The sequence below is a fragment of the Herbiconiux sp. A18JL235 genome (genome assembly GCF_040939305.1).
GTDB lineage: Bacteria > Actinomycetota > Actinomycetes > Actinomycetales > Microbacteriaceae > Herbiconiux.
Map to the genome: position 1 here is coordinate 614,167 of NZ_CP162511.1, position 23,173 is coordinate 637,339.

The 23,173-nt window shown below is 70.7% G+C and carries 22 protein-coding genes; 7 read left to right on the forward strand and 15 right to left on the reverse strand.

Translation table 11 applies throughout. From position 1 onward, the window contains the following. Positions 1–29: 29 nt before the first annotated feature. A complete protein-coding gene (locus ABFY20_RS02810) occupies positions 30–1,292 on the reverse strand; it encodes an ROK family protein (protein ID WP_368499852.1) in 1,263 nt (420 codons plus the stop codon). 111 nt (positions 1,293–1,403) lie between these two features. Between ABFY20_RS02810 and xylA the strand changes: the two genes are divergently transcribed. Beyond that, the gene (xylA, locus tag ABFY20_RS02815; RefSeq protein ID WP_368498437.1) at positions 1,404–2,594 is read left to right on the forward strand and encodes a xylose isomerase; all 1,191 of its coding nucleotides are present in this window, start codon (positions 1,404–1,406) and stop codon (positions 2,592–2,594) included. 45 nt (positions 2,595–2,639) lie between these two features. Here the strand turns inward: xylA and ABFY20_RS02820 are convergent, their stop codons facing one another. Together ABFY20_RS02820 and ABFY20_RS02825 are read right to left on the reverse strand one after the other, a co-directional pair. Continuing rightward, positions 2,640–3,356, reverse strand: a complete 717-nt coding sequence (locus tag ABFY20_RS02820) for a cyclodeaminase/cyclohydrolase family protein (protein WP_368498438.1) — start codon at positions 3,354–3,356, stop codon at positions 2,640–2,642. Next, positions 3,353–3,652, reverse strand: coding sequence for a hypothetical protein (locus tag ABFY20_RS02825; protein ID WP_368498439.1), 300 nt, complete (start codon positions 3,650–3,652; stop codon positions 3,353–3,355). Before ABFY20_RS02825 ends, ABFY20_RS02820 begins: the two co-directional genes overlap by 4 nt. 133 nt (positions 3,653–3,785) lie before the next feature. Between ABFY20_RS02825 and ABFY20_RS02830 the strand changes: the two genes are divergently transcribed. The 3 genes from ABFY20_RS02830 to ABFY20_RS02840 all read left to right on the forward strand — a co-directional run bounded on the left by ABFY20_RS02830 (position 3,786) and on the right by ABFY20_RS02840 (position 5,679). Beyond that, positions 3,786–4,685 (forward strand): polysaccharide deacetylase family protein, encoded by a 900-nt coding sequence (locus ABFY20_RS02830; RefSeq protein WP_368498440.1) that lies wholly within the window; start codon positions 3,786–3,788, stop codon positions 4,683–4,685. 66 nt (positions 4,686–4,751) lie between these two features. Then, positions 4,752–5,117 (forward strand): helix-turn-helix domain-containing protein, encoded by a 366-nt coding sequence (locus ABFY20_RS02835; RefSeq protein ID WP_368498441.1) that lies wholly within the window; start codon positions 4,752–4,754, stop codon positions 5,115–5,117. A gap of 121 nt (positions 5,118–5,238) precedes the next feature. Then, positions 5,239–5,679 (forward strand): VOC family protein, encoded by a 441-nt coding sequence (locus ABFY20_RS02840; protein WP_368498442.1) that lies wholly within the window; start codon positions 5,239–5,241, stop codon positions 5,677–5,679. 128 nt (positions 5,680–5,807) lie between these two features. On the opposite strand, the gene ABFY20_RS02845 is transcribed toward ABFY20_RS02840, so the two are convergent. Genes ABFY20_RS02845 through purD form a run of 3 tightly spaced genes read right to left on the reverse strand, consistent with a single transcriptional unit; the run spans position 5,808 to position 8,736 of the window. After that, entirely contained in the window at positions 5,808–6,518 is a 711-nt protein-coding gene (locus ABFY20_RS02845; protein WP_368498443.1) for an alpha/beta fold hydrolase, read from the reverse strand. A gap of 35 nt (positions 6,519–6,553) precedes the next feature. Then, a complete protein-coding gene (locus tag ABFY20_RS02850) occupies positions 6,554–7,462 on the reverse strand; it encodes a phosphoribosylaminoimidazolesuccinocarboxamide synthase (RefSeq protein WP_368498444.1) in 909 nt (302 codons plus the stop codon). Continuing rightward, positions 7,459–8,736, reverse strand: coding sequence for a phosphoribosylamine--glycine ligase (purD, locus tag ABFY20_RS02855; protein ID WP_368498445.1), 1,278 nt, complete (start codon positions 8,734–8,736; stop codon positions 7,459–7,461). The genes ABFY20_RS02850 and purD overlap by 4 nt, the downstream gene beginning before the upstream one ends. 106 nt (positions 8,737–8,842) lie before the next feature. On the opposite strand from purD, the gene ABFY20_RS02860 reads away from it, so the two are divergent. Next, complete coding sequence (locus ABFY20_RS02860) at positions 8,843–9,217, forward strand: sterol carrier family protein (protein ID WP_368498446.1); 375 nt, start codon at positions 8,843–8,845, stop codon at positions 9,215–9,217. A 98-nt stretch (positions 9,218–9,315) separates the two neighbouring features. Here ABFY20_RS02860 and ABFY20_RS02865 read toward each other — a convergent pair whose 3' ends face one another. Both ABFY20_RS02865 and ABFY20_RS02870 read right to left on the reverse strand, forming a co-directional pair. Further along, a complete protein-coding gene (locus tag ABFY20_RS02865; protein WP_368498447.1) occupies positions 9,316–10,365 on the reverse strand; it encodes a cupin domain-containing protein in 1,050 nt (349 codons plus the stop codon). Between the two features lie 82 nt (positions 10,366–10,447). Beyond that, complete coding sequence (locus ABFY20_RS02870; protein WP_368498448.1) at positions 10,448–10,948, reverse strand: FBP domain-containing protein; 501 nt, start codon at positions 10,946–10,948, stop codon at positions 10,448–10,450. Between the two features lie 248 nt (positions 10,949–11,196). Between ABFY20_RS02870 and ABFY20_RS02875 the strand changes: the two genes are divergently transcribed. Beyond that, positions 11,197–11,610: a hypothetical protein gene (locus ABFY20_RS02875; RefSeq protein ID WP_368498449.1), complete on the forward strand. Its 414-nt coding sequence runs from the start codon at positions 11,197–11,199 to the stop codon at positions 11,608–11,610. A 58-nt stretch (positions 11,611–11,668) separates the two neighbouring features. Here ABFY20_RS02875 and ABFY20_RS02880 read toward each other — a convergent pair whose 3' ends face one another. The 3 genes from ABFY20_RS02880 to ABFY20_RS02890 all read right to left on the reverse strand — a co-directional run bounded on the left by ABFY20_RS02880 (position 11,669) and on the right by ABFY20_RS02890 (position 16,947). Beyond that, a complete protein-coding gene (locus ABFY20_RS02880; RefSeq protein WP_368498450.1) occupies positions 11,669–11,869 on the reverse strand; it encodes a DUF3073 domain-containing protein in 201 nt (66 codons plus the stop codon). Between the two features lie 151 nt (positions 11,870–12,020). Continuing rightward, on the reverse strand, positions 12,021–14,054 hold the full coding sequence (locus ABFY20_RS02885; RefSeq protein ID WP_368498451.1) for an APC family permease: 2,034 nt from the start codon (positions 14,052–14,054) through the stop codon (positions 12,021–12,023). Between the two features lie 307 nt (positions 14,055–14,361). Then, a complete protein-coding gene (locus ABFY20_RS02890) occupies positions 14,362–16,947 on the reverse strand; it encodes an ATP-dependent DNA ligase (RefSeq protein WP_368498452.1) in 2,586 nt (861 codons plus the stop codon). 37 nt (positions 16,948–16,984) lie between these two features. Between ABFY20_RS02890 and ABFY20_RS02895 the strand changes: the two genes are divergently transcribed. Continuing rightward, positions 16,985–17,896, forward strand: a complete 912-nt coding sequence (locus ABFY20_RS02895) for a Ku protein (RefSeq protein WP_368498453.1) — start codon at positions 16,985–16,987, stop codon at positions 17,894–17,896. 14 nt (positions 17,897–17,910) lie between these two features. Here the strand turns inward: ABFY20_RS02895 and ABFY20_RS02900 are convergent, their stop codons facing one another. The 4 genes from ABFY20_RS02900 to ABFY20_RS02915 form a co-directional block, all read right to left on the reverse strand. After that, the gene (locus tag ABFY20_RS02900) at positions 17,911–18,660 is read right to left on the reverse strand and encodes a septum formation family protein (RefSeq protein ID WP_368498454.1); all 750 of its coding nucleotides are present in this window, start codon (positions 18,658–18,660) and stop codon (positions 17,911–17,913) included. Between the two features lie 67 nt (positions 18,661–18,727). After that, positions 18,728–20,011 carry a hypothetical protein gene (locus ABFY20_RS02905; protein WP_368498455.1) on the reverse strand — a complete coding sequence of 428 codons (1,284 nt, stop codon included), beginning with the start codon at positions 20,009–20,011 and terminating at the stop codon, positions 18,728–18,730. Between the two features lie 67 nt (positions 20,012–20,078). Beyond that, entirely contained in the window at positions 20,079–20,759 is a 681-nt protein-coding gene (locus ABFY20_RS02910) for a hypothetical protein (RefSeq protein ID WP_368498456.1), read from the reverse strand. After that, a complete protein-coding gene (locus tag ABFY20_RS02915; protein ID WP_368498457.1) occupies positions 20,756–23,167 on the reverse strand; it encodes a hypothetical protein in 2,412 nt (803 codons plus the stop codon). The genes ABFY20_RS02910 and ABFY20_RS02915 overlap by 4 nt, the downstream gene beginning before the upstream one ends. Positions 23,168–23,173 lie beyond the last annotated feature (6 nt).

The following is a 23,173-nucleotide window of genomic DNA, read 5'->3' on the forward strand; positions in this document are numbered from 1 at the left end:
GGCCGGCCGGGAGGGGCGGGGCGGGCTGCTCAGGTGCTCGCGGCGGGCGCGGCGGCCGGGATGCTCGCGGCGGCGGGGGTGGTCGCGGCTGGCGGCGTGCTCGCGCCGGCCAGAGCGCTCGCGCCGGCGGGGTCGTCGAGGAGGCGCCGGAAGGCGGCCTCCGCCGCGCCCACGAGCAGCACCCGCGAGCGCAGGCGCGCCCGCTCGATGGTGAGCCTCGCGGCCAGCGGAGCGAACGACGCCGCGGGAACACCCTGCAGGAACCGCTCCGGATGCGCGTCGAACAGCGACCCCAGAAACCCGCCGAGCACGATGCGCTCGGGGTTGAACACGCTCACGAGCCCGGCGAGGGCCGTGACGAGCACCCCGATCTGGCGGTCGACCTCGGCCTCCACCGCGGGCTCCCGCGGGCCGGTGAGCAGGCGGTCGAGCTCGTCGGAGTCGATGGCGTCGCGCCCCAGCACCGCGAGCAGCCGTGACAGGTGCACCTCGGTCTCGAGGCACCCCATCCGTCCGCAGTCGCAGGCGAGACCGCCGCGCTCGACGAGCGTGTGCCCGAGCTCCGCGCCGAAGCCCTGCGTGCCGACGAGCGGCGCTCCGCCCACCAGCACCCCTCCGCCGATGCCCGAGGGGCTGCCGTTGAGGTAGACGACGTCGCGGAGGCCGCGGCCGGCGCCACGGCTGCACTCGGCGAGGAGGGCCAGGTTGGCGTCGTTCGCGGCGACCGCGGGGAGGCCCGTCGCCTCGGCCAGCATCGCGGCGAACGGCTCGTCGCGCCAGCCGAGGTGCGGGGCCAGCACGACGGTGCCGTCGTCGACGCGCACGAGCCCCGGAACCGCCGCGCCCACCGCGACGACGCGGTACGTGGTGGCGGCTCTGGCGCGCATCCGCTCGGCTGCGACCCGGGCGAGCTCAACCGCCTCGCGGGCCGTGGGGACGCCCTGGGTCGCCACGCGCTCACGGTCGTGCACGATCCCGCCGAGCCCGACGAGCGCAACGGTCACGGCGTCGAGGTCGGGGTTGACCGCGATGATCGACACGGTGTCGTCGGCGTGCACGATCGGGCTGGGCCTGCCCACTCCGCCGCTCTCGGCGGGGGCGGTCTCATAGGCGAGGCCGAGAGCGGTCAGCTCGCCCACCAGGGCTGAGACCGTCGAGCGGTTGAGGCCGAGCAACCGGGTCAGCTCGGCGCGAGAGCGCGGGCCGTCGCGGTGCAGGTTCGTCAGGAGCGCAGAGAGGTTCTGCCGTCGGGTGTCTTCGTTGCCCGCCATCACGCTCCCTCCGTCGCCCATCACCGCCACGACGAACCTATACGCAGCGGGCGAGCCCGTTGACACCGGGCGGTGCCTCGAATATGTTGTGAGCCAGAACATATCACCGACGACGTTGAAACGAGAGTCATCATGGCCGACGCGCCCACCCCCGCCGACAAGTTCTCCTTCGGTCTCTGGACCATCGGCTACAACGGCGCCGACCCCTTCGGCGGCCCCACCCGCGCCCCGCTCGACGTGGTGCACGCCGTCGAGAAGCTGGCCGAGCTCGGCGCCTACGGCCTCACCTTCCACGACGACGACCTGTTCGCCTTCGGTTCGACGGATGCGGAGCGCCAGACCCAGATCGACCGCCTGAAGGGCGCGCTCGCCGACACCGGCGTCATCGTGCCGATGGTCACCACGAACCTGTTCTCGGCCCCCGTCTTCAAAGACGGCGGCTTCACCTCGAACGACCGCGCCGTGCGCCGCTTCGCGCTCCGCAAGGTGCTGCGCAACCTCGACCTGGCGGCCGAGCTCGGCGCGAAGACCTTCGTCATGTGGGGCGGCCGCGAGGGCGCCGAGTACGACTCGGCCAAAGACATCCGCGCCGCCCTCGAGCGCTACCGCGAGGCCGTGAACATGCTCGGCGACTACGTCGCCGACAAGGGCTACGACATCCGCTTCGCCATCGAACCGAAGCCGAACGAGCCGCGCGGCGACATCCTGCTCCCCACCGTCGGCCACGCCCTCGCCTTCATCGAGAGCCTGGAGCGCCCCGAATTGGTGGGGGTGAACCCCGAGGTCGGCCACGAGCAGATGGCCGGGCTCAACTTCGCCGCCGGCATCGCCCAGGCGCTCTACCAGGGCAAGCTCTTCCACATCGACCTCAACGGCCAGCGCGGCATCAAGTACGACCAAGACCTCGTCTTCGGCCACGGCGACCTGCAGAACGCGTTCGCGCTCGTCGACCTGCTCGAGAACGGCGGACCCAACGGCGGCCCCTCGTACGACGGCCCCCGCCACTTCGACTACAAGCCCTCGCGCACCGAAGACGAGAAGGGCGTGTGGGAGTCTGCCGCAGCGAACATGCGCACCTACCTGCTGCTGAAGGAGCGCGCCGCGGCGTTCCGCGCCGACCCCGAGGTGCAGGAGGCGCTCGCCGCCGCCCGCGTGCCCGAGCTGTCGGAGCCGACGCTCGGCGAGGGGGAGTCGTACGACCAGCTGCTCGCCGACACCGCCTCCTATGAGGACTTCGACGCGAACGCCTACTTCGACGGCAAGGGCTTCGGCTTCGTGCGCCTGCAGCAGCTGGCGCTCGAGCACCTGCTCGGGGCGCGGTAGGCGCTCGCGCTCGCGCTGGGCTCGTCGTGGCTCGGCGTCTCCTGCTCAGCCGGCGGAGGCGTCGAGCCGGGCGATCGCCTCCTCGAAACGGGCGAGGGATGCGCGTTCGTCACCGGTGAGCTCGTCACCGCCGTCGGCGGTGAGGTTGGTGCATGCCCCGCTCAAGGCGCCTCGCAGGGCGGCGCGGGCCACGGCGACGTCGGCGTGGAGCGCCGGGTTGCCGTGGCGGGCGAGCCAGTCGAGGTGGTCGGGAAGGGTGAGTGCCGCCTCGCCAATGAGCTGCGAGGTGCGGGTCGCGGCGGCGCTCACCTCGGCCACGGCTTCTCGCCGCTCCTGCCGGTCGTCGAGGGCGTAGGCCGGTGCGAACGCTCCGGACACGGCCGCGTCGGTGTCGGCCAGCTCGAGGGCGGTGGCGCGGAGTCGCCGCGCGTCGTGCTCGATCGCCGCCCGGCGGCGCTCCCACTCGGGGTCGTCTGGGGCGTCGCCGAACCGGCCGGCGGCGGAGTACCCGGCGGTCATCGCCGTCAGCGCCGCGGCCATCGACAGCATCACCGCCGATGCCGCGCCGCCTCCGGGGTCGCCGTGCGCTTCGGCCAGCGCCTCCGTCCAGTCGGAGAGACGGGAGCGGCCGGCACTGACCTCGCCGGGCCTGGCGTCGCCCGGCCTGGCCTCGCCCGGCACGGTCGCACCCGGCCTGGCCTCGCCCGGCCCGGGCGCACCCGGCCGGTCCTCACCAGGCCCGGCCTTCCCCGGTCCGCTCAATGGTCGCTCAACACGCGGGCGCGCGCCTCGCGGTACTCGTCGTCGCTGATGGAGCGCTCGTCGCGCATCCGGTCGAGGGCGTCCAGGCGCTCCTCGGTGCTGCGCGCAGCGCTCAGCGCCTGACTGTCGAGCAGCCGGGTGGCGAGGTCGGCCTGCAGCGTGAGCGGGTTGTGGCCGGCCCGCCGCACGGCGCGGGCGTTGGCCACCGCCTGCACCACGATGACGGCGATGACCACCGCGATGATCGCCGCGGCGACGACGAACAGGATCGGGAACAGCTCGGTCAGCTGCTGCATGACTGCCTCCTCCGGAGTCGATCGTGACTTCCAGCCTCACCCGCGATGCGGCCTGGAGACGGTATGGTCAGGAAGCTTGGAGGCTCACCCGGCCCCCGGCATCCGCTCTCATCCGAACCCGACGGAGGACTCCGTGCGCGACCTCGTGGGCTACGGCCGCAACCGACCCGACCCGCAATGGCCGGGCGGTGCGCGCCTCGCCGTGAACATCACCCTCGCCGTGGAGGAAGGGGCGGAAGACTCCGTCGAAGACGGCTTCGAGCACAGCGAGGCGCCGCTCACCGATGCCGAGGGTGCGGGCGCCGACGTTCCCGGCCGCGACCTCACGGCCGAGTCGATGATGGCCTACGGCAGCCGCGTCGGCTTCTGGCGGTTGCAGCGGCTGCTCGAGGAGAGGGGGCTGCCCGCCACCATCGCGGCGTGCGCGGTGGCGTTGGAGTACAACCCGCAGATCGCCGTGCACGCGCGCTTCGCGGGCTACGACCTGCTCGGGCACGGCTACCGCTACACGAAGCACTACCTGCTCGACGAAGAGGAGGAGCGTGCGCACCTCAAGATGGCCCTGGCCAGCTTCAAGAGCATCTGGGGGGCCGAGCCCGACGGCTGGTACTGCCGCTACGGGCCGAGCGAGGTCACGCGCGAACTGCTCGTCGAGCACGGCTTCCTCTACGACTCCGACGCCTACGACGACGAGCTGCCCTACTGGTCGGCGGTGGGCGGCCGCAAGCACCTGGTCATTCCGAACACCGACGCCGCCAACGACGACAAGTTCTCTAAGGGGTGGTGGGCGACAGGCGACGACCTGTTCACCACCCTGAAAGACACCTTCGACGTGCTCTACGCCGAGGGCGAGCGCTCGCCGGGCATGATGACCGTCACGCTGCACCCGCGGGTGAGCGGCCACGCAGGGCGTTCGGCCGGGGTCGCTCGCTTTCTCGATTACGCCCGCGGGCACGAGGCCGTGTGGTGGGCGCGGCGCTCCGACATCGCGCGGCACTGGTACGAGAACTTCCCGCCGGAGATCGCGCGGTAGGGGCGGCGCGGATGCGCGTGGTGACGCGGGCCCGACGGTGACGGATGCGCGTGGCAGCATGGACGCATGACGAAGGAGCGCGAGGAGAGCAACCGGCGGCTGCTGCGTGCCCGCGACGCGATCGACCGCTCCTACGCCGAGCCCCTCGACATCGCGACGCTCGCGCGTATCGCGCTGGTCTCCGAGGCGCACTTCATCCGCACCTTCAAGACGGCGTTCGGTGAGAGCCCGCACCGGTACCTGCAGCGCCGGCGGGTCGAACGGGCGATGTTCCTGCTGCGCGAGACCGACCGGCCCATCCTCGACATCTGCCTCGAGGTCGGCTTCGCCAGCCTCGGCACGTTCGGCCGCACCTTCCGCGACATCGCGGGCGAGACGCGACGGAGTGCCGACGCCGCGGGCCGGTCGGATACGTGCCGACATGCTTCGTGAAGACCTGGGCACGCCCGAGCAGCCTCGCTTCGTCGGTCGCCATCGACAGTCTCGGCCATCCCGCCCAGGCGAGCAGTTTCGGAGAAGCGCAGCGCTGAGCGGCGCTTCTAGCATGAGCACCATGAACCTCGACAAGATCACCCAGTCCCAGATTTTCGTGTTCGACCAGGATGAGGCGCTCGACTTCTACGTCGGCACGCTCGGCCTCGAAGTGAGCGTCGACCAAGACCTCGGCTTCATGCGCTGGCTCACCGTGAACGTGCCCGGGCATCCGCATCCGCAGATCCTGCTGGAGAAGCCCGGCCCTCCCGCCATGGACCCGGCGACCGCCGAGCAGGTGCGCGAACTCGTCTCGAAGGGGGCGATGGGCGGCTGGTTGTGCATCTCCACCGACGACGCCCACGCCGCGTTCGCCGACCTCAAGGCGAAGGGCGTCGACATCACCGACGAGCCCACCGAGCGGCCCTACGGGATCGACTTCGGCATCCGCGACCCGTTCGGCAACGCCATCCGCATCGGCCAGCTGTACTCCCCGAGCGGCGGCGAGGGCAGCGCGAGCTGACCGCTTCTCGCCGCGCTCGGTGCGGGGTCGTCGGGTATGGGAATCGCGCACTCGAGCTCCTCTGCGCTCGGTGGTGCGATTCTCCTACCGTTGGCGCGTGTCGCCGGCACGTGCGGCGGGTGGGACACTCAGCCCGGGAGAGCAGTGAGGAGAGCGTCGGCGAGCGCTCGTGGTCTCGTCAGCTGGGGCCAGTGGCCGGTGGGGAGTTCGATCACGGTCACCGACCTCATCGGCGGGAACTCGGCGAACATCGGGTGGCCCGACTCGATATAACCGTCGAGCTCTTCCCCGGTGAACGTGGTGGCGATGAGGGTGATGGGCACCTCGTAGCGGGCAGTGTCGCTGAGCTGCTGCTCGTCGCGCGCGACGCGCACCGGCTGAGGGACGGCGATCTGCCGGAAGTGCTCGCGCAGTTCGTCGTCGAGGTCGCGCAGGTCGACCTCGCCGAACGCATCCCAGTCGGGCAGCGGAACCCCGTCGCCCTCGGCGGGCAGCTCGGCGTTGATGGCGACACCGTCGGCGGTGGGCCAGCTGTCGACGTAGATCGCCCTGGCGATGCGACCCGGCAGGGCGTCGACGACGGCGTGGATGATCGCCCCACCGCCGGAATGGCCGACGAGCACGACCTGCTCGGCCGGGTCGATCGCCTCGACCAGCTCGCGCACCTCGGCGACGTGCGTCGCGAGGGTGATCCCGCTCCGATCGTCGTCGACCGAGTTCAGCCCCGACAGCGTGGGCGTGAGGACGGTGTACCCGGCATCCCGCACCGGTGCGACCGCCTCCTCCCACGACGAACCGGGCAACCAGAACCCTGCGACGAAGACCACGGTGACGTTCATGCCCCGACCCTACGCCGCACCACCGACACCACCGGTCACTCGCCGGTGAGGCGCTCCAGGAGCTCGCGGTAGCGGGCCACGGTCTGCTCGACGATGGCCGGGGGGAGTTCTGGCGGGGTGCCCTGCTGGTTCCAGTTCGCGGAGAGCCAGTTGCGCACGATCTGCTTGTCGAAGCTCGCCGTGCGCTCGCCGGAGTCGTAGGCCGCTGCATCCCAGTAGCGGCTGGAGTCGCTCGTGAGCACCTCGTCGGCGAGGGTGATCTCACCGGTCTCGGGCTCGCGCCCGAACTCGAACTTGGTGTCGGCGAGGATGACGCCGCGGGCCTCGGCGATCTGCGCCGCCGTGCGGTAGATCTCGAGCGAGAGCGAGCGCAGCGCCTCGGCGTCGTCGGCACCCACGAGCTCGACGGTCTTCTCGAAGCTGATGTTCTCGTCGTGCTCGCCGTACGGCGCCTTGTGAGCCGGGGTGTAGATCGGCTCCGGCAGCCTGTCGCCGTCGCGGAGCCCCGCGGGCAGAGCGACCCCGCACACGCTCTGCGTCTCCTGGTACTCCTTCCAGCCGCTGCCGGAGAGGTAGCCGCGCACCACGCACTCGATGGGGAACATCTCGAGCGACCTCACGAGCATCGCCCGGCCGGCGACCTCCTCGGGCGCCGGCGGATAGGCCGAGGCGTCGGCCACGAGATGGTTCGCCACCCCGAGCCGGTCGAACCACCAGCGCGACAGCCTTGTGAGCAGCTCGCCCTTGCCCGGGATGCCCGGCTCGAGCACGTGATCGAACGCGCTCACCCGATCGCTGGCGACGACGAGCAGCCCCTTCGACGTGAGGTCGTCTCCGGGCGCAGCGGCGGGCTCGTAGAGGTCGCGCACCTTGCCGCTGTAGACGTGTCGCCAGCCCTCGAGCTGCACCCCGCCGCCGGGGAGGCCGGAGTCGGCGCCGCTCACCACGCTTCTCCGACGACCTTGGCCGCGATGTCGGTGCGGTGCTGCGAGCCCTCGAGCCTGATGCCGGCCAGCGCGCCGTACACGCGGTCGCGCGCGAGCTCGAAGGTGGGGGCGGTCGCCACCACGTTCAGCACGCGCCCGCCCGTCGCCCTGATGACGTCGCCGTCGCGATCGGTGGCCGCGTGCATGACGCTGACACCCTCGATACCCACCGTCGACTCGAGGCCCGACACCACCCTCCCCGTCACCGGCGACCCCGGATAGTTCTCGCTCGCGAGCACCACGGTGACCGCAGCGTCGTTCGAGAACTCCGGCCGGGCCACCTCGCCCAGAGTTCCCGTGGCCGCGGCGAACAGGAGTCCGCTGAGCGGGGTCTCGAGGCGCGGCAGCACCACCTGGGTCTCGGGGTCGCCGAACCGGGCGTTGAACTCGATGACCCGGATGCCCTTCGGCGTGAGAATGAGGCCGCAGTACAGCAGCCCGATGAACGGCGTGCTCTCGGCTGCGAGCTGACGCACCGTGGGCAGCGCGATGGTTTCGATGACCTCGTCGACGAATGCCTTCTCGCTGCCGAAGCCCTCGTCGAGCCAGGGCAGCGGGGAGTAGGCGCCCATGCCCCCGGTGTTCGGCCCGGCGTCGCCGTCGAGCAGGCGCTTGTAGTCTTGCGCCGGCGACAGCGGCGCCACGGAGTGGCCGTCGGAGAGCAGGAAGAGCGAGACCTCCTCGCCGTCGAGGAACTCCTCGACGAGCACGTCGCCGTGCTGCAGCCACTGGCGCGCGTGCTCGGTGGCCTCGGCGAGGTCGGCTGTCACCAGCACGCCCTTGCCCGCAGCGAGACCGTCGGCCTTCACGACGTAGGGCGCGCCGAACTCGGCGAGCGCCGCTTCGGCCTCGGCGAGAGTGCCGGCATTCGTGGCGCGGCCGGTGGGAACCCCCGCCGCATCCATGATGCGCTTCGCGAAGGCCTTGCTGCCCTCGAGTGCGGCGGCCTCCCTGCCGGGCCCGAACACCGGGATGCCCCGAGTGCGCAGGGCGTCGGCGACTCCGGCGACGAGGGGAGCCTCGGGGCCGATCACCACGAACTGCACGTCTTCGGCGAGCGCGTAGTTCGTGACCGCCTGCGGGTCGTTCGCATCGAGAGCCACGACGGGCACGTCGGCGGCGATGCCGGCGTTGCCGGGCGCGGCGACGATCTCGTGCACGTCGCCCTCCCTGAGTAGAGCGGTGATGATGGCGTGCTCACGAGCGCCGGAACCGAGAACCAGGATTTTCACGCTGCCCAGCCTACCGAGCGGCGGCAGGGCACCCCCGAACGGAACGGATCTGTGAAGGACTCAGCGGCCGGGAGCGTTGTGGAGAAGTGACGGGTACCGTGGAGTCATGGGCAAGGCGAGAATCGACGCGGCGGCCGGCACCTCCGCCGTCACCACCGTGGCGAACGACTTCGACGGCGCGAGCCGCGAACTCCGCGCCACCGCCGTGCGCTTCCTCCTGCAGTGCCTCAGCGACGCCGCTCCCGGCAACTCGGTCGAGGTGCGCGTGCCGCCCTTCGGCGCCGTTCAGTGCATCGAGGGTCCGGGCCACACCCGCGGCACCCCGCCCAACGTGGTGGAGACGGATGCGCAGACCTGGCTCGCCCTCGCCACCGGCACCCTCTCGTGGGACGAGGCCCGCGCATCCGCTCGGGTGCACGCCTCCGGTCAGCGCGCCGACCTCTCGGCCCACCTCCCGATCCTCCGCCTCCCTCGCCCCTGAGACTCGTTTCGTGCGGACAAAGTCCGTCATCACGGCGTTCTGAACGGACTTTGTCCGGAAGAACGTGCAGCGGCGGGCGCGGCGGCCCGCCCCAGCCCTCACGCCACCGGGTCGACCGGGTTGCGGCGGGCGACGAGCAGCGGGTCGATCGGGGTGAACGGGAACTCGGGCAGCTCGTCGACGCCGACGCCGAAGGTGGCCGCGAGAACGGGGCGGGAGAACGCCGACACCGAGGCGCGGTAGCCGATGTCGCCGGGCGTGGGCTGGTCGAAGAAGATGAGGAAGTGGATCTCGTCGTCGCCCACCACCTCGATCTGGTGGGGGTAGGCCTTGGGGATGAAGTACACGTCTCCCGGCTCGAGCAGGTAGGTGTCGACGCTGCCGTCGGGGTCGAGCACCGACATGCGCGCCCGCCCCTTGTGCACGTACCCCATCTCGGCCGTGCGCGGGTGCCAGTGGGGCTCGCGCATCCCCTCCTCCTCGATGGTGAGGGAGTACATCGAGAGGTTCTCGAGCGCCGGCCAGAACTGGCTGCGAGCGAGCTTCACGTGCGCGAACGGATAGCTGAGCGGTGGGTTCTGGCCCTCCACGTCGAACTTGTGGGGGTTGCCGAACCCCGCGGTGTCGGGAACCACAGCAGGCCCCGTGCGCGCCACGATGTCGGCCGACCCGGTGTCGCGGGCCAGCGGGGCGAAGGCTGCTGAGGCGAGGTCGTAGGTGTTGCCGAGCACCGCATCCGTCATCGTGCCGAAGGCGGCGTGCAGCGAGAAGTCTTCGGGTCGCTCGTGCGAGAACGCCACGATGATCTCGGCCTCGGTGTCGCCGAGGTTCTCGATGTAGTGCAACGAGCCCGAGCCGATGGTGAACATCTGCCCCGCCGAGATGGTGAACGAGGAGAATACGTCGGCGTTGTCGAGGATGGAGACGAGCACGTCGCCCGCGATGCAGTAGCCGATCTCATCGGCGTTCGCGTGCCAGTGCGGTTCGCGGATGCTGCCCGGCGCGAGCACCAGCCGTTTGATCGACAGGCCCCGCAGCAAGGGGAACTCGTCGGCGGTGAGACGCGTGATGCTGCCCAGCTCGCTGCGGTGCTGGGCGGGGGCGCCCCAGAGCGAGCGCACGTGGCGCGAGGTGGTGTCGTTCGTCATGGATGTCAGGGTGCCAGAGCCGCCGCACGACGCGCTAGTGCGCGCGGCGGCCCCGGCACCTGTCGGGCACCCGCAGCTCGCGTCAGGCCCCGTCGCCGCCGACGGCGAGGCGTCGCACGAACGCGTCGACGTTCGCGCGCAGGGCATCGATGCGCTGCCGGCGTGCGGCCTCCACGTCGAAGCCCGCGTAGGCCACGGCCGGGCGCTTGCGCACATTCGCCGAGCACTGGAACTCGGCGCAGACGAGTGCCGCCACCGTGTCGCCGTTGCGCCCGGCCTTGCCGGCGCGCTTCGCGCTGAACAGCACGACGTCGTTGGGCAGGTGCACGTCTTCGCACCAGGCGCACTGGGGGCGCGAACGGATGCGGCCCTCGGCCTGCCTCAGCAGCACCGAGACCGGCTCGCCGTCGATCGCGGCGACGACGTAGCCGAGCTGCGGGAACTTGCGATCGCGCCAGCCGAGGTAGTCGAGTGACTCCCAGTCGAGCTCGTCGAAGCCGGCGGGGAGGGAGAGGTCGCGGCGCTCGCGCTGCGAGGCGTTGATGAAGGATGCGCGAATGGCGGCATCGCTGAAGGGGAGCATGGTGAATCCGAATCTGTCGGTCTGGACCGACCGCAGAGCGCGGTCGGGAAATGGAGGAATGGAGAGGTGCGCGAGCGCGCGCTACTCTCTGCCGTCGGCGTGGGAACCGCCGACGACCTCCAGACGCCCCGAGGGCACAGCTGACGGATGCACGGACGACAGTGTACGCCCGCCACCTCCACGACGGGTCGATCTGGCGAGCGCCGAACGCGCATCCATCCCCCAGCCGGGTGCGCGACAATGGAGGGGTGAGCGATCAGCACGACCCCGCCCGAGACCACAGCGCTGCCCTGCCCGCCGAGCGGGTGGTCAGGGAGTCGGTCGACTCGGTGACGGTGCGGCGGGCCCCGCGGTACTACCGATTCATGGCCGTCGGACTCATCGTCGGTGTGATCATCACGGTCGTCGCGACCTACTCGTTCCCCCAGCAGGAGGACGAGGAGTTCAGCCAGCTGCAGGTGCTCGGCTTCACCGGCATCTTCGTGGTCGCCATCTGCGTGGCGCTCGGGGCCCTGGTGGCCATTGTGCTCGACCGGGTGAGCCGTCGGCGAGCCCGCACTGTCGCCATGGAACATGTGGTCGAGCGCGACGCGCCCGCCCCCGCCACGAATCCCACGCTCGACGCCCCCGCGGTTGACCCCGCGAAAGAGGAAAGGGCCTGACCTCGGTCAGACCCTCCACCTCGTCGCGGCGCGCGGCATCGGCGCGCCACCGGAACGATCAGGCGCGCTTCTGCTCGTCGCTCGGCTCGTAGACGTCGTCGTTCTCGTCGTCGTCGTCGATCCACTTCGAGTAGTCGGGCTCGCTCGACTGGCTGCCCGTGAGCTCGCGCTCGAGTGCCGAATAGTTCGTGTCGGGGCTGAAGTACTTCAGCTCGCGTGCGACCTTCGTGTGCTTGGCTTTCTGACGGCCACGCCCCATGCCAGACCCCCTCACGATTCGGGCCGGGGGCCACGCCACCCGGATGAGACGAACAACTACGAAAACTTGGGTCAGTTTAGCACGCAGGGGTCGACGCCCCCCTGCGAGTCGCCCGTGGCTTCGGCCGGGGAGCGAAGTGCGCCGACGACTCTCAGCCCCGGTGCCTCCGGTGGCCGGCCGCCGGGCTCTGGTGCGGGCGCCGCGGCACCGGTCGCACGGGTTCGCCGCGGCGCTCCTGGCCGGGCAGCGGCCGCGAGCGTCTGCCGTACAGCAGCTCCGAGGAATCGAGCAGCCACGGCACGAGTGCGATGGTCACACCGTGCACCAGCATGAGCTTCTTGCGGATGCGCCTGGCTTTGTGGTTGTGCAGGATGGTCTCCCACCAGTGACCCACGATGTAGATCGGCGTGTACACGGTCACGACTTCTGAGCCGTGCTCGGCCTGGTGCTTCATGATGTACTTCGCGAGGGGCACGGCCACGTCGCGGTAGGGCGACTCGATGATGTTGAGCGGCACCTCGATGTTCATGGCCTGCCAGTCGGCCTCGAGCTTCTGGGTCTGCTCCTCGTCGATCGACAGGTGCACCGCCTCGATGGAGTCGTGCCGGGCGGCGATGGCGTAGTCGAGGGCCTTGAGCACCGGCTTCTGCATGCGGCCGACGAGCACGATCGCGTGGTCGCCGGTGGAGCCGAAGGTGGTGTGCGGGTCGACCTCGACCTCTTTGTTCACGTCGCGGTAGTAGCGGTTCACCCCCATCATGAGGATGAACAGCACGGGCATGATCGCGAACACCAGCCACGCGCCGTGGGTGAACTTCGTGATGGTGACGACGATGAGCACCACGGCGGTGAACACCGCGCCCACCGCGTTGATGGCCAGCGAGCGGTAGACGGCGCCGCGGTCGGCGCATCCGTTCTTCAGCATCGTGAGCCAGTGCTTCACCATGCCGGTCTGACCGAGCGTGAAGGAGACGAAGACGCCGATGATGTAGAGCTGGATGAGCTGGGTCAGGTTCGCCTGGTACACCAGCAGGATGGCGGTGGCGGCGAGCGCCAGCACGATCATGCCGTTCGAGAACACGAGGCGGTCGCCGCGGGTGAGCATCGCCTTCGGGGCGTAGGAGTCTTTGGCGAGCACCGAGCCGAGCAGGGGGAAGCCGTTGAACGCCGTGTTGGCCGCCAGCAGCAGCACCGCGGCGGTGGCGGCCTGGATGACGAAGAACATGATGGAGTTGTTGCCGAAGGTCGCCGCCGCGACCTGTGCCATGAGACTGCGTTGCGGCGTGGTCTCGCAGTTCGCGAAGCCGATGAGGTGGCAGGCGTTCTCGGCGTAGTGCACGTTCGAGATGAGGGCAACGGCGGTGAGCCCGGCGAACAGGCAGATCGCGATCGAGCCCATGAGCACGAGGGTGCGCTGGGCGTTCTTGATCTTCGGGGTGCGGAACGCCGGCACACCGTTCGAGATGGCTTCGACGCCGGTGAGCGCGGAGCATCCGCTCGAGAAGGCCCGCAGCAGAAGCAGCACCATCGCCGCCTGGGTGAGCTCGTCTGCCCGCACCTCGAAGGCCGCCGACTCGGCTACCGGGGCGTCGCCGAGGGCCGTGCGGGCGAGGCCGATCACGATCATCGCCGCGACGCTCGCGACGAAGAGGTAGGTGGGGATGGCGAACGCCTTGCTCGATTCGCGCACACCGCGCAGGTTCACCGCCATGAGAAGGACGACGAAGCCGATGGCGATCTCGACGCGGAACGGGTTGAGCTCGGGTAGGGCGGAGATGATGTTGTCGACGCCGGAGGCCACCGACACGGCGACGGTGAGCACGTAGTCGACAAGCAGGGCGGAGGCGACGACCAGGCCCGCCTTCTCACCGAGGTTCTTGTGCGCCACCTCGTAGTCGCCGCCGCCGCTCGGATAGGCCTTCACGAGCTGGCGGTAGGAGGCCACCACCACGATGAGGAGCAGCACCACGGCCGCAGCGACCCAGGGCGCGAAGGTGAGGAAAGAGAGCCCGCCGATGAGCAGGATCATCAGCAGCTCTTGCGGGGCGTAGGCGACCGAGGAGAGGGGATCGCTCGCGAAGATCGGGAGGGCGAGGCGCTTCGGGAGGAGCTGCCCCTCGAGCTTGTCGCTCGGGAGCGGTTCGCCGATGAGCCAGCGCTTCGGCGAGCGGGTTTCGTTGACCACGAGCGAGAACACTACTCCCTGCCAACCCAGAGTCAAGTCGGCAGGGAGCGGCGTTATTCCCGGTCTCCGGGGTCAGTTCTCCCCGGGGATGTCGCTGTCGGTGTACTCGCCCTCCTCGGGCTCGGGGACGTCGACGTCGTCGGCCTCGGTGTCGGTGTACTCGCCGTCGCGTTCTCCGCGTCGTTCGGTCATGAGATCCTCCTCGATGTCGTGGCTCTACTGCGGTCTCGTCGCGAAGCTACCACTCGCGCGAACGACGGACCAGAGCTGCGCACGGATGTGCAGAACGCACCCGTTCTCCCCAGGCTCACCCCTCGCGCACGACGTCGCCGGGCGCCTTGTCGGTGCGCCAACCGCGCCAAGAGGGCTGGCGGAGCCGTCCGGTGCCTGTCCACTCAGCGAACTCGACCTCGCCGACGAGTTTCGGCGTCACCCAGTGCGCGTCGCGCGCATCCACCCCGGGCACGTCGTCGAGCGGCGCGGTCGCGCGTTCCAGCCGCGCGAGCTTCGCGGCGACGTCGTCGAGCTCGCGATCGCTGAACCCCGTGCCGACGCGACCGGCGTAGCGGAGCTCCCCCCGCGCATCCGGAACCGCCGTGAGCAGCGAGCCCACCTGGGCCGCGCGGCGACCCTTGCCCGGCCGCCAGCCCACGATCACCACCTCCTGCGCCAGGTGGTGCTTGATCTTCAGCCAGAGCGACGAGCGCCGCCCTGCCGCGTAGGAACTGTCGCGCCGCTTCGCCAGAACCCCCTCGAGACCGAGCTCCCGGCTCGAGGCGAGCGCGTGGGCGAGGCCTCCGTCGAAGGCGGGCGGCACATGCAGAGCACCCGCCGACTCGGGCAGCAGCTCGAGCAACGCCTCGCGCCGTGCGTCGTAGCCGAGACGTTCGAGCGACTCGCCGTCGAGGCGCAGCAGGTCGAACACCATGAGGTCGACCCGTACCTCCTTCTGCGCCCGTTCCACGTCGCGCGGCTTCGACAGCCCCATGCGCTGCTGCAGCCGGCCGAAGCTCGGGCGGCCGCTGCGGTCGAGGGCGACCACTTCGGCGTCGAGCACGGCGTCGCGGCCGTCGAGCTGGTGCGCGACCGCCGAGACCAGCTCGGGGTAGGCGGCCGTGACGTCGTTGCCGTTGCGGGTGGTGAGGGTGACGGCGCCGTCGTGGCTCTGCACCAGGGCACGGATGCCGTCCCACTTCATCTCGAACGCCCAGTCGCTCTCGTCGTCGATTCCGAGGTAGCCCGACGGGGTCTGCTCGGCGAGGGTGGCGAGCATGGCTTTGGGGGGACGGGAGGCGTCGGCGGAAGCCATCGACGCGCGGATGCTCTTCGTCGGCTTCTGCGCCCGCCCGTTCTTCGCCGGTGGGCCGCCCGGGGAACCGGGTTCTGCATCCCAGTCGACGGGCGTCTGATCCTTCATCAGGTGAATGAGCCACTGGTCGTTCGAACGGCCTCCACTGCCACCGGTGTGGATGAGGGCGAGGCGCTTCGGGTCTCCGAGGCCCCCCGTGGGCTGGCCGTGCAGGGTGGCGATGATCTCCTCGCCGTCGCGCCACTTCTCGAGGTCGTAGCTGCCGAAGTCCCAGATGGAAACCGTTCCCGCGCCGTATTCCCCTTTCGGAATGGACCCCTCGAAGCTGCCGTACTCCATCGGGTGGTCTTCGGTCTGCACCGCGAGGTGGTTCTGGCCGGTGTCGGTGGGTACGCCCTTCGGGAGAGCCCAGGAGACGAGCACGCCGTCGTGTTCGAGGCGGAAGTCCCAGTGCAGCCGGGACGCGTGGTGCTCCTGGATGACGAAGGAGCGGCCGTCGGTCGCGGCGGGGGTGACGTCGGGCACGGGTTCAGGGGTCTTCGAACCGTCCCGCTTGGAGCGGTAGAGGGTGAGACGGTCGCGGGGGGAGGTGTCTGAGCTCGAGCGAGAGCGGCTCGGTTCGGTCCCCCCTCTGTTCGAGTGCCATTCGCCGCCAGGAGCCTCGACCGAGCCGGGCGCATCCGACGCCGCGCCAAGGGGATCGGCCCGCCGCTTCATGCGATCGAGCACCTCGTCCAGCTCGAGCTGCCTTAACGACGCCGACGAGAGCTCCCGCCAGGTGCGCGGCACGGCGACGGTCGGCCGCGCACGGCCGCGCAGCGAGTAGGGGCAGATCGTCGTCTTGTTCGCGTTGTTCTGGCTCCAGTCGACGAGCACCTTGCCGGTGCGCAGCGCCTTCTTCATGTCGGAGACGACGAGCTCGGGATGGTCGGCCTCGAGAACTCTGGCCAGCTCGTGCGCGACGGCGGAGACCTCGTCGGAGCTCTGCCGGCCGTCGAGCGCCGCATACAGGTGAATGCCCTTCGACCCGCTCGTCACCGGCACCGGGTCGAGACCCATGTCGGTGAGGATGCCACGGGCGAGCTTCGCCACCTCGACGCACTCGGGGAGGCCGGCCCCGTCACCCGGGTCGAGGTCGATCACCAGACGGTCGGGGTTCTTGGGTCGGCCGTGAGCATCCACCCGCCACTGCGGCACGTGGATCTCGAGCGCCGCGATCTGGGCGAGCCACGCCAGGGTGGCCTGGTTGTTCACGAGCGGGTAGACGTTGACGTGGTCGGAGTGCTGGATGCTCGCCCGGCGCACCCAGTCGGGCGTGCCCTCGCCGAGGTTCTTCTGGAAGAACACCTCGCCGGGCTCGTCGGCGGTGCCCACACCGTGCACCCACCGCTTGCGGGTGGCCGGGCGATTGCGGGAGTGCGGGATGAGGGTGGTGGCGATCTCGGCGTAGTACCGCAGCACGTCGGCCTTGGTGGTGCCGGTCTCGGGGTAGAGCACCTTGTCGAGGTTCGTGATGCGCAGGCGGTGGCCGCCGACGGTGACCGTCTGCGCCGATCCGTTCGAGCCTGTGCCTTTCGGGGCCATGCTTTCATCCTGGCCCGGGATCGGGGTTGAATGGCATATGCGATCGATCTGGAAGGGCGCGATAACCTTCGGCCTGGTCAACGTGCCGGTGAAGGTCTACGGTGCGACGGAAGACCACGACATCTCGCTGCACCAGGTGCACGAAGCGGATGGGGGGCGCATCCGATATCAACGCCGGTGCGAGATCGACGGCAAGATCATCGACTACGCCGACATCGCGCGGGCCTACGACGACGGTGAGCGCACGGTCATCCTCACCAAGGACGATCTCGCGTCGCTGCCCGAGGAGCGCAGCCGCGAGATCGAAGTCGTCGAGTTCGTGCCGAGCGAGCAGATCGACCCCATCATGCTCGACAAGAGCTACTACCTCGAGCCCGACTCGAAGTCGCCGAAGGCCTACGCGCTGCTGCGCAAGACGCTCGAGACCACCGACCGCACGGCGATCGTGCACTTCGCGCTGCGGCAGAAGACGAGGCTGGGTGCGCTGCGCGTGCGCGGCGACGTGCTCGTGCTGCAGTCGCTGCTCTGGGACGACGAGGTGCGCGAGGCCGCGTTCCCGTCGCTCGACGAGCCCACGCGCGTGTCGTCGCAGGAGCTCGAGATGGCAATGTCGCTGGTCGACCAGTTCTCGAGCGACTTCGCGCCGGAGAAGTTCACCGACGACTACCAGGAGCAGCTGCGCACCCTCATCGAGGCGAAGCTCGAGGCCGGCGACGCCGTCGACACCGACGAGACCTTCGGCCGCAAGCCCGGCGACGAGGACGGCGGGGGAGAGGTGCTCGACCTCATGGAGGCGCTGCGGCGCTCGGTCGACAAGAGCCGCTCGGGCGGGTCGGGGTCGAAGTCGTCGGGGTCGGGTTCGAAGGCCTCCGCCGAGGAGAAGAAGCCGCCGGCGAAGAAGACGGCCGCCAGGAAGGCCCCGGCGAAGAAGACGACCAAAGCCTCCTGACCCTGGCGGCCCCTCTACTCCTCGACGCCTTCCAGACTGCCGCGGAGGGGGCCCTCGGGGTCGAACGCGGCGCACAGCACGAGCCGGTCGTCGTCTTCGGTCCAGGTGGTCTCGGTCGGCGCGGCGTAGGTGAAGTCGTAGATCGAGTCCTCCCAGGCGATACCGGTGAAGTCCTCGTAGCGCTCGAGACAGCCCTCGTCGGCGGCGTAGTCCATGCGGTCGTCGCCCGGGTAGGCCCCGTCGGAGGTGTCGGGCACCTCGAACTCGTCGTAGACCTCGTAGTCGTGGGGCTCGTCGCAGTCCACCACGTCGACGTCGTTCGAGCCGGGCTCGGGCTCGAGGAAGCAGTCGCCGATGTCGTAGGCGAACGGGCCGCCGGCCGGGTCGCCAGGCCCCTCGCCCAGCGGGCTCGGGGGGACGGCGGGGTCGTACGGTTCTGACGTCTCACCCGGCAGGCCGTCGGAGGCGACCGCCGAGGCTGCGGCCATGGCGAGCACCCCGAAGGTGATGGTGAAGGTGAGCACGGTGATCACGATCGCCATCACGAAGCCCAGCACGAGGGTCGACGCGCTCACGATCAGCCCCGCGAGGGCGGGGGAGTTGCGGTACCCCGCCTTGCGCGAGTTCTGCAGGGCCACCGCGGAGACGATGAGCCCGGCGATGTTCACGACGAAGGAGAGGCCGAGGCCCACGAAGCCGAGGGTCTTGTCGGGGTCTTCCGGCGGGCCCACCGGGGGGCGCTGACCGGGTGTGTACTGGCTCATCGTTCTCCTTCTTCCACCGTGGTGTCGCCCGTCGTCGTGTGCATCGTCATCGTCATCATGTGCCTCGTCAACCCGCGCTGCCCGCGCCGGGTTCCACCATGCCCGGTTCGGCGTCGGGCTGCTCGTCGGCCGGCCGGCCGGAGTGCCCGGGTCGCCTGCGCCCCGGCGGGGTCACGACGCGGCGCGGCAGCGCGACATCCGTTCGTCCGGCGCGGTACGCCGCCCGCACGCCGAGCGCAGTGCGGGCGCCATCGACCATCGGATGGAAGAAGGCCTCGCGGTAGCTCGTATTGGTCGTCGCCGACACCAGGAAGTTGAGCGACGAGATGCAGCTGAGGAACACCGCCGTCTTCACGAGTGCCCAGGTGAACGGAACCTCGATGCCTACGATCCGCACGAAGACGAGCCGGTCGCCCACCCACTCGTGAAGCACCTCCTCCGACAGCGCGAGCACGCCGAGCAGCAGCAGGATGAGGCACACGATCACCGAGAACAGCACGGTCTGCAGCACCAGGGCCACCACGAGCCCTGCCTGCAGGTTGAGGCGCTCCCCGCGGGAGAGCGGGGGCGCGCCGGTGGGTGGAGTGCCGGCCGATGCATCCGTGTGGCCCGGTGCATCCGTTTCGCTCGGCGCGTTCTCGAGTTCGCGCATCTCGCTGCGGCTGATCGGCACGACGAAGAGCAGTCCGAGCAGGCCGAAGAACACCGCGACCGCGAGGAGGCGCTCCGCCGACATGGTGCTCGTCACCTCCCACACCGGCCGGGAGAAGAACGCGAAGACGATGACGAGCATGAGGATGGGCAGGGCCCGTGTCACCAGGAGACCCACGGCCGCTGTCTGCCTCCATGCGGTGGTCAGGGCCGAGGCGACGAGCGAGCCGGCACCGAGCCAGGTGAGCGCGAGGCTGAGCGCGGTGAGGGCGATGTGCGAGGCCGCCGTCGCCGCGCCCGCCGTGGGCGACTGCCACACGGCCACGGCGATCGGCACCGCGACGAGGTAGAGCGCACCGGCCGCCACCGCGATCGGCACGGCGGCGCCGGGGGAGCGGTGCAGCAGTCGGGCCGTGAGCGCGCCGACCACGATGGGGAGGGCGAGCGCCACCAGTGCGGCGAACAGGACGAGGAGGCCGAGCGCGATCCCGAGGGGAGTGCTGTTCACCTCGAGGGTGATGCGGCCCCGGACGAGCCCCGAGGTCACCACCGAGGTGATGAGCAGGAAGACCAGGAACGGTAGGGTGCGCGCCAGCAGCAGGTCACCCCGTGACTCGCGTCGCACGAACGCGGGGAGTCCTTCGCGCCGCAGCCAGCGCTCGACCTCGCGTTCGGCTCCCCGATCGCCCTGCCCGGTCATGCGCACCCCTCCTCCTCGATTCTGTCACCCGGGCGCACGGCCGGTGCTCGCGAAGGCTGCGGAGAAATCACCCCCGGTCGGCGCGTTCGGGCTTGGCCGGGCGGCGCGCCAGCGCCACCCACTGGCAGACGAGCACCGCCGCAGCGACGCCCGCGCCCAGCCAGGTGCCTGCCGCGGCGGGCCAGCCGGTCACGAACAGACCGAGCAGCAGCGAGAGCAGGAACGCCCCGACCACGACCACGGCGGTCACGACGAGGAGCGCGATGATCCGCACGGGGTGGGCTCGCGCGAGGCGCGCGACGCCGCGCGGGCTTCCCGCGGCGATGAAGGGACACCCGAGGGCGGCGACGACCGGCACGAGGTAGGGGGAGACGACGGCGGCGAGGGCGCCGACGATCCCGGTGACGACGACCCACCCGAGTGTGCGCCTCGGCGACACCCCGGGGTGCACTCGGCGCGCGAGCGACCACAGTGCGCCGGTCGCGACCAGCAGCGCCACGGCCGACGCCGCCGCCAGCAGCACGCCCACCGTCGAGAGGGCGAGGGGTGGGGAGAGCGCGACCAGTGCCGCCTGCACCGCCGCATGCACGACCACCACCGACGCCAGCCACCCGCCGGCCCGCCACAGCGTGCCCCACCCGCCGGGCCCCCACTCGCCCTCCGCCGGGCCGCCGGGCGTCGACCCGTCGTGCGCCGTCGCGCCGGGCGTCGACTCGCCCGGCCCCCACTCGCCGAGCGCCCCCGTCATGGCCGGGCCGCCTTGTCGAGCACCGACTGCAACGGGCCCGAGAAGAGCTGATCGCCGCCGACGAGCACCGTGAGCTCGGCGCTAAGGGAGGTGCTCGAAGTGACCTCGATCGCCCCGCCGCCGACGGTGCTGCCCGTGCAGGAGATCGCCGTTCCGTCGAGCGAGCACACTGGTGCCTCGAGCACGTCGACGTCGTTCTCGAGCAGAACGTCGACCGCCGCGAAGCGCACCTCGGCGAGCTGATCGCCGCCGACCGGCGCGAGGGCGGCGAGCTGCGAGCACCCGGTGAGGGCCGCCACCGCGAGCACCCCCGCTGCCCCGGCCGCAGCGACTCGGGCGACCCCACCGACGCCAGCCCCGCCCAAGACCGACCGCCTCACGACGGCCCGCCTCACGACGGCCCCGCTCACGATGGCCCCGCACACGATGGCCCCGCTCACGATGGCCCCGCTCACGGCGACCCCGCCCGCGACGGCCCCGCCCGAGACCTCCCCGCCCGCGACGGCCCCGCCTGCGACCTCCACGCCCGCGGCGCCCGCGCTCACGAGCGCCCCTCCGCCTGGGCGAGCCGCGTCTCGTGCTGCAGGATGCGCGTGCGCTCCACCAGATGCTGCAGCTCCAGCTGCGCGTCGCTGATGCTGCCGAGATCGAACGGCGCGGGCAGCAGAAGCTCGGTGTTGCGGTCGAGCGGCGAGCCTCGCCGCATGAGCGGTGTCTCGGCCCAGTCGTTCGACGCGAGCTCGCGACTGCGGGAGGCCAGGTCGAGGTACGACCCCGATGCGCCGGGAACCGCATCCGCCGCGTGGTCGACCACGGTGGTGAATATCGAGAGCGTGCCGTCGCGGTTGTCGACGAGCTCCACCACCTGCTGCTGCTGCGGGAAGTCGATGCAGGATGCGGTGGTGATCTCCCAGAACCCGCCCCCCGCCAGGCGCGCGATGGGCGAGGATCTGGTTGAGATGGGTGTGCCCGTTCAGCCACCCGACCACGACCGGGAACTCCAGCAGCATCGCCACGAACACCTCCGCGCCGTGCAGCACCTCGTGCTGACCCGGACGCTGGGCCCGGTTCTCGAGGGTGTCGCTGTTGTGGTGACTGAACACCAGGGCCAGCTTGTTCTCGGCGGTCGCCGTCTCGAGCTCGCCGCGCAGCCAGCGAAGCTGGTCGTCGGGCACCGCCCCGTCGGGCCCGGCCACCTGGTTGCAGGTGTCGAGGCCGAAGGCGCGCACGGTCGGGCTCAGATCGGCCTTCCACCAGGTCTCGCCGCTCGCGAGGTTGTGATCGGTGAAGCCGTGGCCCACCGGCCCGGGGGCCGTCTCGGTCTCGAAGTGCTCCCGCATGAACTCCTGCTGGCTGAAAAGGGCGCGCGAGGCGTCGGCGGGAACGCTCTTGAACCCCGGGCGCAGCCCGAGCGCGAGCCCCAGGGCGTCGAGGGCACGCTGAGCGGCCCCGGTCTGGGCGGCGTAGCCGGCGACGGCGGCGCTCGCGGTGCCCTCGAGCGTGTACGACTTCTGACCGCCGACGGCGAGGTCGCGCAGTTGCGAGTCGAGGCCGAAGGTGCCGAGCAGCAGCGTCTCATGGTTGCCGTAGACCGTGTACCAAGGCGCCGGGAGGCCGGCCGAGGGCACCGGCTGGGCGATCGACTGGTCGAGCAGCTCGGGCAGGGTCGGGAAGCCGTAGTCGCCGAACGACCCACCCGCCGGGTCGCCCGGCCGATAGGCCCAGACGGCTTCGGCCCAGGCCTGCACCCCCTCGAAGATGCTGCTCGTCCTGGGGTCGACCGAGAGCCCGTCGAGCAGGTCGATGTACCAGCGCAGTTCGCGGTGGGAGTGCATGTCGGCGCTGTCACCGGTGACGATGACGGCGCCCATGGGCGCCCCCGTCAGCGGGCTGAAGCGCAGGTCGGAGATCGACTTCACGGTCGAGGCGGTGACGTGCGGGCTGAGCGGGTCTTGCGGGTGGAACGCCGAGCCCCAGGCGGAGTGGTCCTGCACGATCATCGGCTCGATGCGCCCGGGCGACTGGGCGTCGATGACGTGCATGTCGGAGAGGTGGCCGAGATAGAGCAGTGAACGCCGTGCCGCCGCCCTGCCCGCATCCGGTGCCCGGCCGAGCACGTCGAGGCGGGTCAGGTAGGGCTCGCCCGGGCCGGTGACCAGTGTGCGGTACGAACCCTTCTGAACCGCCCCCTGCAGGATGGTCTGCTGCAGGGTGTTCGGGGCCGTGGCCGCGGCGGCGGCGGGGTCGACTACCGCGGCGGAGGCGAGCGGATGCTGCGCGGTGACGCCTGCGCCGAAGGGCGAGGCCTCGCCCGCCAGCGCCGGGCCGAGCAGTTCACGCGGGATGGCGCTCGCCGCGGCGAGCGCGCCGACGGCGGCGATGAACTGGCGCCGAGACAGTCCGGGCACGGGAAT

Coding starts and splice junctions, on each gene's coding strand:
- ABFY20_RS02860 (WP_368498446.1), top strand. CDS start 8,843: ATGGGCAAGGCGAGAATCGACGCGGCGGCCGGCACCTCCGCCGTCACC.
- ABFY20_RS02900 (WP_368498454.1), bottom strand. CDS start 18,660: ATGAGCCAGTACACACCCGGTCAGCGCCCCCCGGTGGGCCCGCCGGAA.
- ABFY20_RS02825 (WP_368498439.1), bottom strand. CDS start 3,652: ATGCAGCAGCTGACCGAGCTGTTCCCGATCCTGTTCGTCGTCGCCGCG.
- ABFY20_RS02895 (WP_368498453.1), top strand. CDS start 16,985: ATGCGATCGATCTGGAAGGGCGCGATAACCTTCGGCCTGGTCAACGTG.
- ABFY20_RS02865 (WP_368498447.1), bottom strand. CDS start 10,365: ATGACGAACGACACCACCTCGCGCCACGTGCGCTCGCTCTGGGGCGCC.
- xylA (WP_368498437.1), top strand. CDS start 1,404: ATGGCCGACGCGCCCACCCCCGCCGACAAGTTCTCCTTCGGTCTCTGG.
- ABFY20_RS02845 (WP_368498443.1), bottom strand. CDS start 6,518: ATGAACGTCACCGTGGTCTTCGTCGCAGGGTTCTGGTTGCCCGGTTCG.
- ABFY20_RS02810 (WP_368499852.1), bottom strand. CDS start 1,292: ATGGGCGACGGAGGGAGCGTGATGGCGGGCAACGAAGACACCCGACGG.
- ABFY20_RS02880 (WP_368498450.1), bottom strand. CDS start 11,869: ATGGGGCGTGGCCGTCAGAAAGCCAAGCACACGAAGGTCGCACGCGAG.
- ABFY20_RS02840 (WP_368498442.1), top strand. CDS start 5,239: ATGAACCTCGACAAGATCACCCAGTCCCAGATTTTCGTGTTCGACCAG.
- ABFY20_RS02870 (WP_368498448.1), bottom strand. CDS start 10,948: ATGCTCCCCTTCAGCGATGCCGCCATTCGCGCATCCTTCATCAACGCC.
- ABFY20_RS02910 (WP_368498456.1), bottom strand. CDS start 20,759: ATGACGGGGGCGCTCGGCGAGTGGGGGCCGGGCGAGTCGACGCCCGGC.
- ABFY20_RS02905 (WP_368498455.1), bottom strand. CDS start 20,011: ATGACCGGGCAGGGCGATCGGGGAGCCGAACGCGAGGTCGAGCGCTGG.
- ABFY20_RS02890 (WP_368498452.1), bottom strand. CDS start 16,947: ATGGCCCCGAAAGGCACAGGCTCGAACGGATCGGCGCAGACGGTCACC.
- ABFY20_RS02835 (WP_368498441.1), top strand. CDS start 4,752: ATGACGAAGGAGCGCGAGGAGAGCAACCGGCGGCTGCTGCGTGCCCGC.